Origin of the sequence: uncultured Thioclava sp. (genome assembly GCF_913064665.1) — a bacterium.
Taxonomy (GTDB): domain Bacteria; phylum Pseudomonadota; class Alphaproteobacteria; order Rhodobacterales; family Rhodobacteraceae; genus Thioclava; species Thioclava arctica.
Genome location: NZ_CAJYBT010000038.1, coordinates 1 through 12,796 on the forward strand (window position 1 = coordinate 1; position 12,796 = coordinate 12,796).

General features: G+C 61.9%; 13 protein-coding genes. 7 read left to right on the forward strand and 6 right to left on the reverse strand.

Features of this window, described 5'->3' with window-relative positions; translation table 11 throughout:
- Positions 1–10 precede the first annotated feature (10 nt).
- The 3 genes from QZ571_RS14440 to QZ571_RS14450 form a co-directional block, all read right to left on the reverse strand.
- Positions 11–1,606, reverse strand: a complete 1,596-nt coding sequence (locus QZ571_RS14440; protein ID WP_295536312.1) for a peptide chain release factor 3 — start codon at positions 1,604–1,606, stop codon at positions 11–13.
- Between the two features lie 285 nt (positions 1,607–1,891).
- Entirely contained in the window at positions 1,892–2,446 is a 555-nt protein-coding gene (locus QZ571_RS14445; RefSeq protein ID WP_295536315.1) for a sugar O-acetyltransferase, read from the reverse strand.
- Positions 2,447–2,697: 251 nt separating this feature from the next.
- Entirely contained in the window at positions 2,698–3,684 is a 987-nt protein-coding gene (locus tag QZ571_RS14450) for a Hint domain-containing protein (RefSeq protein WP_295536318.1), read from the reverse strand.
- Positions 3,685–3,859: 175 nt separating this feature from the next.
- Here QZ571_RS14450 and QZ571_RS14455 point away from each other — a divergent pair, with 175 nt between their 5' ends.
- Positions 3,860–4,639, forward strand: a complete 780-nt coding sequence (locus QZ571_RS14455) for an SDR family oxidoreductase (RefSeq protein ID WP_295536320.1) — start codon at positions 3,860–3,862, stop codon at positions 4,637–4,639.
- Positions 4,640–4,706: 67 nt separating this feature from the next.
- Positions 4,707–5,795, forward strand: a complete 1,089-nt coding sequence (locus QZ571_RS14460; RefSeq protein WP_295536321.1) for an ABC transporter ATP-binding protein — start codon at positions 4,707–4,709, stop codon at positions 5,793–5,795.
- Positions 5,796–5,802: 7 nt separating this feature from the next.
- Here QZ571_RS14460 and QZ571_RS14465 read toward each other — a convergent pair whose 3' ends face one another.
- The 3 genes from QZ571_RS14465 to QZ571_RS14475 form a co-directional block, all read right to left on the reverse strand.
- Positions 5,803–7,044 carry an aminopeptidase gene (locus QZ571_RS14465; protein WP_295536323.1) on the reverse strand — a complete coding sequence of 414 codons (1,242 nt, stop codon included), beginning with the start codon at positions 7,042–7,044 and terminating at the stop codon, positions 5,803–5,805.
- Between the two features lie 64 nt (positions 7,045–7,108).
- A complete protein-coding gene (locus QZ571_RS14470) occupies positions 7,109–8,269 on the reverse strand; it encodes an iron-containing alcohol dehydrogenase (protein ID WP_295536325.1) in 1,161 nt (386 codons plus the stop codon).
- Positions 8,270–8,341: 72 nt separating this feature from the next.
- Positions 8,342–8,800: an Lrp/AsnC family transcriptional regulator gene (locus tag QZ571_RS14475; RefSeq protein WP_295536327.1), complete on the reverse strand. Its 459-nt coding sequence runs from the start codon at positions 8,798–8,800 to the stop codon at positions 8,342–8,344.
- A 137-nt stretch (positions 8,801–8,937) separates the two neighbouring features.
- Here QZ571_RS14475 and cobA point away from each other — a divergent pair, with 137 nt between their 5' ends.
- From cobA to QZ571_RS14500, 5 genes are read left to right on the forward strand one after another with little or no spacing between them, the layout of a single operon-like run.
- Positions 8,938–9,726, forward strand: coding sequence for a uroporphyrinogen-III C-methyltransferase (gene cobA / locus QZ571_RS14480; RefSeq protein WP_295536331.1), 789 nt, complete (start codon positions 8,938–8,940; stop codon positions 9,724–9,726).
- Positions 9,726–10,025 (forward strand): DUF2849 domain-containing protein, encoded by a 300-nt coding sequence (locus QZ571_RS14485; protein WP_295536333.1) that lies wholly within the window; start codon positions 9,726–9,728, stop codon positions 10,023–10,025. Before cobA ends, QZ571_RS14485 begins: the two co-directional genes overlap by 1 nt.
- Positions 10,025–11,677, forward strand: a complete 1,653-nt coding sequence (locus tag QZ571_RS14490; RefSeq protein WP_295536335.1) for a nitrite/sulfite reductase — start codon at positions 10,025–10,027, stop codon at positions 11,675–11,677. The genes QZ571_RS14485 and QZ571_RS14490 overlap by 1 nt, the downstream gene beginning before the upstream one ends.
- On the forward strand, positions 11,661–12,395 hold the full coding sequence (locus QZ571_RS14495; RefSeq protein ID WP_295536338.1) for a phosphoadenylyl-sulfate reductase: 735 nt from the start codon (positions 11,661–11,663) through the stop codon (positions 12,393–12,395). Before QZ571_RS14490 ends, QZ571_RS14495 begins: the two co-directional genes overlap by 17 nt.
- Positions 12,392–12,796: a DUF934 domain-containing protein gene (locus QZ571_RS14500; protein WP_295536340.1), complete on the forward strand. Its 405-nt coding sequence runs from the start codon at positions 12,392–12,394 to the stop codon at positions 12,794–12,796. Before QZ571_RS14495 ends, QZ571_RS14500 begins: the two co-directional genes overlap by 4 nt.

Genomic DNA, 12,796 nt, shown 5'->3' on the forward strand with positions numbered 1-12,796 from the left:
GGCAGAGGTGTCACTGCATCATCTCCTTGGTGGCTGACAATGTGACGCCCTCGTAATCACGCGCCACGCGGTCGATGTCCCATTGCAGACGAGTGAGGAACACCACGTCTCCATCGTGATCATAACTGATATGCTGCTTGTTGGCATTCACCAGTTTCTCAACTGCCGCCTTGTCGCCCTGCACCCAGCGTGCCGAGGTGAATTGGCTGGCTTCAAAGCGCACGGGGATGCCGTATTCCAACTCGATCCGGCTGGCCAGCACTTCGAATTGCAGCGCGCCGACGACGCCCACGATAAAGCCAGAACCAATCGCGGGTTTGAACACCTTGGCCGCGCCTTCCTCGGCGAATTGCATCAGCGCCTTTTCCAGATGCTTGCCCTTCATCGGGTCGGTTGCGCGTACCGATTGCAGCAATTCGGGCGCGAAGCTGGGAATGCCGGTGAAATGCAGCACCTCGCCCTCGGTCAGCGCGTCGCCAATGCGTAGCTGGCCGTGGTTGGGAATGCCCATGATGTCGCCGCCCCAAGCCTCTTCGGCCAGCTCGCGGTCGGCGGCCAGAAACAGAACCGGGTTTGATACGCTCATCGGTTTCTTGGTGCGCACATGGGTCAGCTTCATGCCCCGCGTGAAATGACCCGAAACGAGGCGCACGAAGGCCACGCGGTCGCGGTGCTTCGGGTCCATATTGGCCTGAACCTTGAAGACAAAACCGGTGACTTTGGGTTCTTCGGGGGCAACGTCGCGCTCGGTCGCTTTTTGCACCAGCGGTTCGGGGCCGTATTCGCCAATCCCGTCCATCAATTCCTTGACGCCGAAACTGTTGATCGCCGAGCCAAACCAGATCGGCGTCATGTGCCCTTCAAGGAAGGATTGACGATCAAACGCGGGCAGCAATTCGCGCGCCATCTCGACCTCTTCGCGCAGCTTGGCGAGCAGATCGGCGGGCACATGGGTTTCCAGTTTCGGATCATCCAGCCCCGAGATCGCGACACTTTCTGCCACCTTGTTGCGATCCGCCCGGTCCATGATTTCCAGCCGATCATGGATCAGATCATAGGCGCCGATAAATTCGCGACCGACCCCGATGGGCCAACTTGCCGGGGCCACGTCTATCGCGAGGTTTTCTTGAATTTCGTCAATAATCTCGAAGGTATCGCGGCTTTCGCGGTCCATTTTGTTGCAAAAGGTCAAGATCGGCAGGTCGCGCAACCGGCAGACCTCGAACAGTTTGCGGGTTTGGGATTCCACGCCTTTGGCCCCGTCGATCACCATGATCGCGGCGTCCACGGCCGTGAGCGTGCGATAGGTATCTTCGGAAAAGTCGCTGTGACCGGGTGTGTCCACCAGATTGTAGCGGAACTCGCGATATTCAAAGCTCATCGCCGAGGCCGACACCGAGATCCCGCGATCCTGTTCCATCTTCATGAAGTCAGAGCGCGTGCGCCGCGCCTCACCCTTGGCGCGCACTTGTCCGGCCATCTGAATCGCCCCGCCAAACAGCAGGAACTTTTCAGTCAACGTCGTCTTGCCGGCATCGGGGTGCGAGATGATCGCAAAAGTCCGGCGGCGGGCGATTTCGGGGGGCAGGGCGGGGCGATTTGTCATGCGCTCGCGTTTATCCTGCCCGCGCGCGCCTTGCAATCGGGCAATAGGGGGCGAGGGGGGCGATAGATTCTTATCTGATGCGTTGTGCTGTTCAGTGAGGCTAAGGTTCGAACCGGACGCAAAAAAATCTGATGCAGAAATTTGCATGAGCGCGACTTTAGGCGAAATTATGAACAATGAATGGTGGCTGTGCGGAGACTCCTGCCTATCGCCATAAGTGTGTGAAGCACCTCGTGTTTGAGAGACAATCTCGCAAAGAGCAGAGATGATGTCTGCTGAACACTGTCATTCTGTTCGCAGGATAGGCCGCGCCGGATTGCCGACAACCACTGCCCCAGGGGCCACGTCTTTTGTGACGACGCTACCTGCACCAATCACTGCCCCTTCGCCAATTGTAACACCAGCGAGGATGATCGCTCCTCCTCCGATCCACGCGCGCTTGCCGATGTAAACAGGATGGGCGATTTCCAGCCCTTCATCGTTCCGTTTAATTGGGTCCTGATGGTGCTCGGCGCAGTAGATCTGCACGTTGGGCCCAAGCTGACATTGATCACTGATCGTCACTGTCGCGCTATCCAGAATGATACAACCCGCGTTGAGATAAACTTGATCCCCAAGCTTGATGTTGACGCCGTAGGAGCAGTGAAATGGGGCTTCGATGATGGCATTCTTGGCTTGAATGATTTGCCTTAGCTTCGGTGCAATTGTCCCTCTATCTTCAGGTGGCAGTGTGTTGTGTTGATGCACGGCGGAACGCGCAGCAACCCGAAGCGCTTCAAGCTCTTCGTCTAGGCAAGTGTACCATTCACCAGCTGCCATCTTTTGTCGTTCTGTCTTCATCGTGCCATGCCTCTTGCACTTGCTTTGCCGCATCGTATTCCACCTGCAACGAGCATATCTTGCGGTCTCAGATGAAAGATATTGAGCGAATCTCTAGAAACTCAAAACAGACCTTTTTTGCTTCGTCCTATTCTGAGTTCGCTTTTCAATCTTGATGGGATTGATCTTCAGCTGCTGAGGTTACCACTGGAACCCGAAATCCGCTGAAATACATCCAATCGCAACCTGTCCGATTAGGCAAAACGGGGCGCCTATTCCCCGCGTTTGCGAAAAATCTTGTCGCGCCCCAGTTGATCCAGCAAATCGCGCGTGGCCTCGGTGCCAAAATGCGGGCGGTGTTTGAGATCGGGCAGGCGGGCCGAGATTTCGGCGCGCAATTCATCGGGCAGAACCGACAGGGTCGCCTCGCTGACCATCAGGCTTTCAGCCGGGATGCCCTCGGCATAGATGATTTCGTGGCGTTCAAAGACCAGCGCGTAATAATCGACATAGCCGCCCTCGCGCCGCCAGACATTTTCGTCATCCACCAGATACTTGGCCTGCACCAGCAGTTCCGAGGTCTCGCCCAGCTTTTGCGCGCCGCGCCGATACAGAAACAGCCGGTGATGGGGCGAGACGACCAGATCGCCCTCATTGCCCAAAATTCCGGCTGAAATCACGACCGGCGCGAACGACCCCAGCGCGCGCATCCGCGCCTTGGCGACGAGTGCGACGGGCTGGGGGCCGCTGTCGCGCGTGAGCACCCGATCCCCCGCCTTGAGCTGCTCGATGGGTTTTTGCGCTCCCCCGGCCAACGTGATCATCGTGCCCGTGGTGAAGGCCACGCAGACCAGATCCGCCAGCCGCGCCTCGCCCGGATCGGCCGAGGCCTCAAGCAGGGTATATTCCTGACGCGGCGCAATTGGTGAAAGCGGCAGCGCGAAATGCGTGTCGCTGGCATCGTGACGGATCAACAAAATATCGACGCTGTCGCCATCGGGGGCCATCATCACATGGCGGGCCAGCAGGCTGATCGCATCGCCCGGCGCGCCGATCTCAGATCCGGGGGCCACGATCTGTTCGCCCGCAGCGTCCCAGCCCACGACCAAAAGCCGCGGGGTCGCGTCGCGATCCAGCTGATAGATGTCTCCCGGCTCGCATAGCCCGGCAATGTCGAGCGCATCGCCCTGATTAGCGCCCGACGTCACCCAAAGATTATGGGCGTCAAAGACATGAACGCTTTGGCTGATGTGCGACAAGGGGGCCTCCGTTGGGCCGCTCGGGGTGCGGCCTCATGACCGATTACTCGCCTGCGCCCCGCCGGGTCAAGCAATTGACGCACCAGTGGCAATAAGATCAGCCCCTTGCAAGGCGCGCATAGCGCGTTAACTCTGCGCAAAAGCAGCGAGACTGCGATCATCTTGGGAGAACGCGATGGATTTGGGCATTCGGGGCAAGCGCGCAGTGGTCTGTGCGGGATCTAAAGGTTTGGGACGGGGCTGCGCCGAGGCGCTGGCCGAGGCAGGGGTCGATCTGGTGCTCAATGCGCGGGGGGCCGAGGCGTTAGAGGCCACCGCCGCCGAGATCGCCGCGAAATATGGCGTGAGCGTGACCCCCGTGGCCGCTGATATCACCACGCCCGAGGGGCGCGCCAAGGTTCTGGCGGCAGCGGGCGAGGTCGATATCCTCGTGACCAATGCGGGCGGGCCGCCTCCGGGGCTGTGGAGCGACTGGGATCGTGACGATTTCATCGCCGCGCTCGATGCCAATATGCTGGCGCCGATCGCGATGATGCAGGCCTTGATGCCGGGGATGATGGCGCGCGGCTGGGGCCGGGTGGTCAATATCACCTCGCAATCCGTGCGCGCACCCATTCCCGCGCTGGGTCTGTCCAATGCCGCGCGCTCGGGGCTGACGGGGTTTGTCGCGGGCACTGCGCGTCAGGTCGCACCAAAAGGTGTGATCATCAACAACATGCTGCCCGGTATCCACGATACCGACCGCGCGACGTCTTTGGATGGTGGTGTGTCCAAGGCCCAAGGGATTTCGCCCGAGGCCGCGCGCGCCAAGCGGATCACGACGATCCCGGCGGGGCGCTACGGCGATGCGGGGGATTTTGGGGCGATGTGCGCCTTCCTGTGTTCGCAAAAAGCGGGCTTCATCGTGGGGCAAAACATCATGCTGGATGGCGGTCAGAACAACATCTCGATCTAGGTGCGCTTGCGCAAGCGGGGCGGCGCTGCTATTTCGATAAATCCTTAGCGATTTTGTAGGATTAGCGATGCCGCCCCCCACGACTCCACCCCGCCTTGAAGTGCGTTCGCTGATGCGCCGCTTTGACGAGCAGGTGGTGGTGGATGACATTTCTTTTGCGATCCCTGAGGGGCAGGTGACCTGCCTGCTGGGCCCCTCGGGCTGCGGCAAATCCACGACTTTGCGCCTGATCGCCGGGGTGGATATGCAGGACAGCGGCGAGATCTTCGTCAATGGTGCGCTGATCAGCGACCCGGTCCGTCACGTCCCTCCCGAACGGCGCGAGATCGGCTTGATGTTTCAGGATTTCGCGCTGTTTCCGCATCTGACGGTGGCGCAGAATGTCGCCTTTGGGCTGTCTGGGCCAAAAGCCGAAACACGGGCGCGGGTCGATGAATTGCTTGCGCGGGTGCATATGGGACGCCATCGCGACAGCTACCCCCATGCGCTGTCCGGGGGCGAGCAACAGCGCGTCGCCTTGGCCCGCGCGCTGGCTCCGCGCCCGCGTATCCTGCTGATGGATGAGCCGTTTTCGGGACTGGATGAGCGTTTGCGTGACGATATCCGCGACGAGACCTTGGCGCTGCTGAAAGACGAGGGCACGGCGGTGTTGCTGGTCACCCATGAGCCCCATGAGGCGATGCGCATGGCCGATGAAATCCTGCTGATGCGGGGCGGCAAGATCGTGCAGCGCGGCGCGCCCTATAACCTGTATAACGCGCCGGTGGATCGTCAGGCGGCAGCGTTCTTTTCCGATATCAACGTCATCAAAAGCCGGGTGCAGAGCGCGCTGGCTTCCACGCCGTTTGGCGATTTCCTTGCGCCGGGGCATCCGGACGGCACGGGGATCGACATCGTGATCCGCCCGCAGCATCTCAAGATCGATTTCGACCGCGCCGGGCGTGGCCCCAACCCGACGGCGCAAGACGGCACCCCGGCGCGCGCCACGGTCGAGCGCGCGCGCTATCTGGGGCGCGAAAGCTTGGTCGAGTTTCGTATGGAGACCGGGCAGATCCTCAAAGCCTCGGTCCCCAATGTGTTTCTGCCCAAGCCCGGCACGGTGATGTGGCTGATGCTGCGCCGCGACCGCTGTTTCGTCTTTCCCGCCAAAGGCTAGGGGCGCGTTACTGCGCCCATTCGCCCTTGCGGAAGATCGCGACGCGGCTGCCATCGGCGCGGATGCCATCGACATCGGTTTCCGGCCCGCCGATCATCCAATCGACATGGATCAGGCTGGAATTGCCGCCCTTGGCCGCGATCTCGTCGGTGCTTAGATCGCCGCCATTGAGGAAGCATTTCGAATAGCATTGCCCCATCGCGATATGGCAGGCGGCGTTTTCATCATAAAGCGTGTTGTAAAACAGCAGCCCCGATTGCGAGATCGGCGAGCCATGCGGCACCAGCGCGACCTCACCCAGACGACAGGCGCCCTCATCGGTGGCGATCAGTTTTTGCAGCACTTCCTGGCCCCGGCTGGCCCGGGCCTCAACCGCGCGACCGCCCTCGAACCGCATCTCGATATTCTCGATCAGACTGCCTTGATGGGACAGCGGTTTGGAGGCGCGCACGACGCCGTCGACGCGCGCGGCATGGGGGGTGGTGAAGACCTCTTCCGTCGGGATGTTGGGGTTGCAGGTCACGCCGTTCTTGGCCTCAGACGCGCCGCCATGCCATTCGTGATCATCCGCCAGCCCGACCGTCAGATCGGTGCCCGGCCCGGTGAAATGCAGCGCCGAGAAGCGTTCGGAATTGAGCCAGCTTGAGCGTTTGCGCAACTCGCCGTTATGAGCTTCCCACGCGGCGACCGGATCGGCTTGATCGACGCGCGAGGCGGCAAAGATCGCCTCGGCCAGCTTGCCCACGGCCTCGTCTTGGGGCAGATCGGGGAACACCCGCGCGGCCCAAGCGGCGGTCGGAAAGCTGACAATCGACCAGTTGATCTCAAAATTCGAGATTTTCTCCAGCGCCGGTTTATAGGCAATCGAATTGGCCTTGCCTGCGCGGGCGGCTTTCTCGGGGTCTTGATCGGCCAGCATCATCGGGTCATCGCCCACAATCGCCATGCGCGCGGCGTTGCCCGCGTAAGCTTTGGCCATGCCCTCATACAGCCAGCCGGGGGCGGTGTCGAAGCTCGCATCATTGGCGTGACGATAGCGCGCCAGCGTGATTTCCTCATCGCTCAGGATCGGGGTCACAAGGCTTGCACCCGCGCGATAGGCTTCGGCGGCGATCATGCGCACCAAGGGCAGGGCGGCGGCGGGCGCGGTCAGCACCAGCTCCTGACCCGGTTGCAGGTTCAGCCCGACATGCACGGCGACCTGCGCCAGCTTTTCAAGGGATTTCGGGTCAAGGTCGCTGTGGCTCATTTTGGTCTCCTGATACTGAGTCTTGGCGCATAACCTGCACCGTGACGGGCCAAGGTCAAGCGCCTCAGAACGCCTCACGGTAAAGCGATAGCGCGTCGTCCTCGGTGACCTCGACGGGGTTGTTCACCAGCAGGCGGGTTTGCTTCATCGCATCGCGCGCCAGCATTGACAGGCTGTTATCGGTCACGCCCACATCGCGCAGGCGACGCGGTGCGCCGCTGGCATCCATCAGCGCCTCGATATGGCGCACGAAGGCTTCGGAGCGTGCCTGCGCATCGCCGCTGCCCGCAACCCCCATCACATCGGCCAATTCGCCATAAAGCGGCGCGGCAGCGGTGGCGTTATAGCGCAGGACCGGGCCCAGCATCAGCGCATTGGTCAGCCCGTGGGGGAGGTGGTAATGCCCGCCCAGCGGATAGGCTAGCGCATGCACGGCGGCCACGGGCGCGTTGGAAAACGCCTGTCCGGCCAGCGTGGCCCCCAGCAACATCGCCTCGCGCGCGGCGCGGTTGGTGCCGTCCTGACAGGCCGTGATGAGGTTGGTGCCGAGCAGCCGCAAGGCTTCGCGTGCCAGCGCATCCGACAGCGGATTTTTCTTGTGTTTCGAGGTATAGGCCTCAATCGCGTGGACCATCGCGTCGATGCCCGTGGCGGCAGTGTGGACCTGCGGCAGCCCGACCGTCAGACTGGCATCAAGCAGCACGAAATCGGCATAAAGCTGGCGCGAGACGACCCCCATTTTCGTGCTCTCCCCGGTGGTGATGATCGAGATGTTGGTGACCTCGGAGCCGGTGCCAGCAGTGGTTGGCACCAGCGCCAGCGGCACGCGCGCGCCCGCCACATTGCCAATGCCATACATCGTGGACAGGTCTTGATCCGAGCCGATCATCACCGCCACCAGCTTGGCAATATCAAGTGAAGATCCGCCGCCAAGCCCAAGAACAATATCAATTTTCTCAGATCGCGCCATCTCTGCGCAGGCGCGCACCACGGCCTCGGGCGGATCGGCCACGACGTCGTCAAACAGCGTCACGCCAAAGCCTGCTTGCGTCAACGCGGCCTGAACCGGCGCGATCAACCCGGCCTCGATCAAGCCGCGATCGGTGACCAGAAGCAGATTGCGCGCGTCAAAGCGCTCGGCCAGCAATTCGCCCAACCGCGCGCTGCCCTCCCATTGCACGTGAATTTCGGACACCGTGGTAAAGCTGAACGGGGTGATGGTCATGTGGTCCTCCCAAGAATTTGGCGCCAGCATGTCAGATTTCAGCGCGAGCGCCAGAGCCGCAGGCGGCGCGCCCTATAGCGGCAATTCAAGGCTGTGTTTCATGCGCTCCATCGACAGGCTGGAGGACACGTCGTGAATCGGAATGCGCGCCACTAGGTCTTTGTAGAACCGATCAAATTCCTCGGTTGAAGCCACCTGCACCTTGAGCAGATAGTCCAGCGTTCCCGCGAGGCGATGCGCCTCGGTGATCTCGGGCATATCCTCGATCACGCCCTTGAACCGTTCCAGCCAATCGCTCTCATGCTGACCGGTGCGGATCGAGACGAAAAACGTCTCGCGCAGCCCCACTTTACGCGGATCAAGGATCGCGGCCTGACGCAGGATCGTGCCGTTTTGCACCAGTTTCTGAATGCGGTTCCAGACGGTGGTTTTCGCAAGGTTTACGCGCTGCGCGATTCGTTCAAGCGACAGGGTCGCATCGCGTTGCAGCTCGATCAGGATGGCGCGGTCGTCATTGTCGATGTCTGACATTCTGTTCTTCCCTCAATAGGTGAACGAAACTCTGATTTGATCTGTGTAAACAAAACAAATTCCATTTAGGCAAGGGTCCATATTGTCAAATTTGGAACAATGTCCTGTTTGTTCCTTAAGCAAACAGGAGCCAGCCGATGCGCCATTTCCCAATTCCCGCCCCCTCGACGACTGGGGACAAGCGCGACTCCGGTTGCCCGCATGTGCATTTCGTGGGCGCGGGGCCGGGTGATCCCGAGCTGCTGACTCTGCGCGCGCTCAGGCTGATTGGCGCGGCAGATGTGGTGATCCATGACCGGCTGGTGACGCAGGAAATTCTCGATCTGACGCGCTCCGATGCACTGCTGATCGACGTGGGCAAGACCGGGTTTGGCCCCTCGTGGGATCAGGGTGATATCAACGATTTGCTGATCCGACATGGCGCTGAGGCGCGCGTGGTGCGGCTTAAATCGGGCGATCCGGCGGTGTTTGGGCGTTTGGATGAAGAGGTCGCGGCATTGGACGGCGCAGGTGTCGCCTATGACGTGACGCCGGGTATCACGGCGGCCTCTGCGGCGGTGGCGGGCTTGGGTCTGAGCCTGACGCAGCGCGGGCGCAATGCGGGGCTGCGCATCGTGACGGGCCATGACGCCAAGGGCTTTGCCGAGCAGGACTGGCGCGATCTGGCGCGCCCCGGCGCTGTGGCCGCGATCTATATGGGCAAGCGCGCGGCGCGGTTTTTGACCGGGCGTCTGATGATGCATGGCGCGGCGGCTGACACGCCGGTGAGCGTAGTGGAAAACGTCTCGCGCGCGGATGAACGCATCATTTCCAGCGATTTGATCGGGTTGGCCGATGCTTTGGCGGATGTGAATGGCCCGGCGGTGTTGCTGCTGGGGATTGCGCCGCGCACGGGGATTCCCGCAGCACTTCGGGAGGCGTTGTAATGGCGCGCGCGATCCCGGCGCAGGTCGTATGCGCAAACCATCTGATTGAGGGCGATGCGATTTGGTTCACCGGCACCGGTTGGTGTCGTTCCATCACCAAAGCGCAGGTGGCCGAGACGCCCGAGGCCGCGCAGGCGCTTCTGGCGCTGGCGCAAGCGGGGGCCGAAGATGCCCGCGCGGTCAGCCTCTATCTGGCGGAAGTCGCGATCACGCCCGCTGGCCCGTACCCCACCCATTTTCGTGAAATTTATCGGGTGCGCGGTCACAAGACCCACCCCCAGCTGCACGAGGTTTCGTAATGTATGCCTATTCCGAATTCGACCGCGATTTCCTGCGCGCCCGTGTGGCGGAATTCCGGGGTCAAGTGGCGCGCCGGCTGGACGGCTCGCTAAGCGAGGACGAGTTCAAGCCGCTGCGCCTGATGAACGGTCTTTATCTGCAACTGCACGCCTATATGCTGCGCGTGGCGATCCCCTATGGCACGCTGAGCGGGGCGCAGATGCGCGCGCTGGCCGACATTTCCGAGCGCTGGGATCGCGGCTATGGCCATTTCACCACCCGCCAGAACATCCAGTTCAACTGGCCGCGTCTCAGCGATGTGCCCGATATGCTTGAGGCGCTGGCCGAGGTGGGGATGCATGCGATCCAGACCTCGGGGAATTGCATTCGCAACGTCACGGCCGATCATTTTGCAGGCGCAGCGGCGGGCGAGGTCGAAGACCCGCGTCTGACTGCCGAGCTGATCCGGCAATGGTCCACCGATCATCCCGAATTCGCCTATCTGCCACGCAAGTTCAAGGTGGCGGTCACGGCATCTGAGCAGGACCGCGCCGTGATCGCCTTTCACGATATCGGGCTGCGGCTGCGTGAGCGTGATGGCGAGATCGGCTATCAGGTGGTGATTGGCGGGGGGCTGGGGCGCACGCCGTTTATCGGCAAGGAAGTGCGCGACTGGCTGCCCAAGCGCGACCTGCTGGCCTATCTTGAGGCGATCTTGCGCGTCTATAACCTCGGCGGGCGGCGCGACAATAAGTATAAGGCGCGCATCAAGATTTTGGTGCACGAAACCGGGCTTGAGGAGCTGCGCGCGATGATCGAGGCGGAGTTCGCTACGGGGCGTCGCCTGCTCGGCGATGTGTCTCCTGAAGTGATCGCGCAGATCGCCAAGGGCTTTGCCCCGCCCGCGTTTCGTGACGATCCGGTGGTGCCGTTTTCGCCCGGCCCGGCGTTCCGGTCGTTCCTTGATACGAACCTGCACCCGCATAAACGCGCCGATCATGTCAGCGTTACGGTCTCGACCAAGCCGATTGGCGGCACGCCGGGCGATGTCACGGCGGCACAGATGCGCGTGCTGGCCGATCTGGCCAAGCAGTTTGGCTATGATGAGCTGCGCATCAGCCATGAGCAGAACGTCATCCTGCCCCATATTCATTACAACGATCTGGGCGCGGTCTATGAGGCACTGGCGCAGGCAGGACTGGCGACGGCCAATGTCGGGCTGGTGTCCGATATCATCGCCTGCCCGGGGCTGGATTATTGCGCGCTTGCCACCGCGCGCTCAATCCCGATTGCGCAGCAGATTTCGACGCTGTTTGGCGATATCGACGCGCAGCATGACATTGGGCCGCTCAAGATCAAAATCTCGGGCTGCATCAACGCCTGCGGGCATCACCATGTTGGCCATATCGGCATTCTCGGGCTCGATCGGGCGGGGGTGGAGAACTACCAGTTGACCCTTGGCGGCGATGGTACCGAAGACGCTGCTTTGGGCGATCGCACCGGTCCGGGCTTTGCCTATGACGAGGTCGTACCCGCCGTCGAGCGCCTGATCCACGCCTATCTCGCGGCGCGTGAGACCACGGACGAGAGTTTCTTGCAGACCTATCGCCGGGTCGGCCTCGCGCCGTTCAAGGCCGCTTTATATGGAGAGCGTGATGCAGCCGCTGCGTGAAGTGAACGTCGCGCGCGCGCAAGCAGTCGTGCCAGAGGCGGCGCGTCTGAACGAGCGCTTTGCGCAGGCCCCGGCCGACGAGATTTTGCGCGCTGCATTGAGCGCGCTGCCGGGGCGCATAGCGCTGGTGTCGTCCTTTGGGGCGGATTCGGCGGTGCTGTTGCACCTGCTGGCGCAGATCGACCGCGACGTGCCGGTCTTGATGCTGGAAACGCAGATGCTGTTTGCCGAGACTTTGCAATATCAGCGCGATCTTTCGGCCCATCTGGGGCTGCGCGATGTGCGCTTGCTGGTGCCTGATCCGGATGTGCCCGACGATCTGCACAGGCGCGACACGAAAGCCTGCTGTCAGTTGCGCAAGGTGGCGCCGCTGGAACGCGCGCTGGCAGAGTTCGACGGCTCGATCACCGGGCGCAAACGGTTTCAGACCGGGCAGCGCGCGCAGATGCCGCTGTTTGAGGCCGATCATGCGGGCCGCTTGCGGGTCAATCCCTTGGCAAGCTGGAGCGCGCAGGACCTGTCAGATCACCTGCGCGCCCATGATCTGCCCCGCCACCCGCTGGTGGCGCAGGGGTATCCCTCAATCGGGTGCGCGCCCTGCACCCAGCCCGCCCTTGGCGAAGATGCGCGCGCGGGGCGCTGGGCGGATGAGTCGCGCGAGGAATGCGGTATTCATTTTGCGCCAGACGGGCGCATCATCAGAAGGAAAGCGGGATGAGCCAGATCGTTTCAAAAGACGGCTTCGTGCCAGATCTGTTTGCCGGTGTTGCGCGGCGCACGCCGCAAGATCACCGCCCCGGAGCGGCGCTGCGTCTGGGACCAGAGGCGGATGTGACCGCGCTGGCCGCCCAGATCGAGACGGCCTCGATGATTGAAATCGGGTTTGACAGTTTCGCCGATGGGCGCGGGTTTTCGTTGGCGGCGTTGATCCGGCGGTCGGGGTTTGGCGGCCATTTGCGCGCCAGCGGGCCGCTTTTGGTGGACCAGCTCCGCGCCGCTTTGCGTGCGGGCTTTGACGATATCGAACTGCCCGATGCGATGGCAAAGCGCCAACCCGAGGCGCAGTGGCGCGCCGTTCCCATGGGGCGCGGCTATCGCGACCAGGTTTTTGACCTGTGA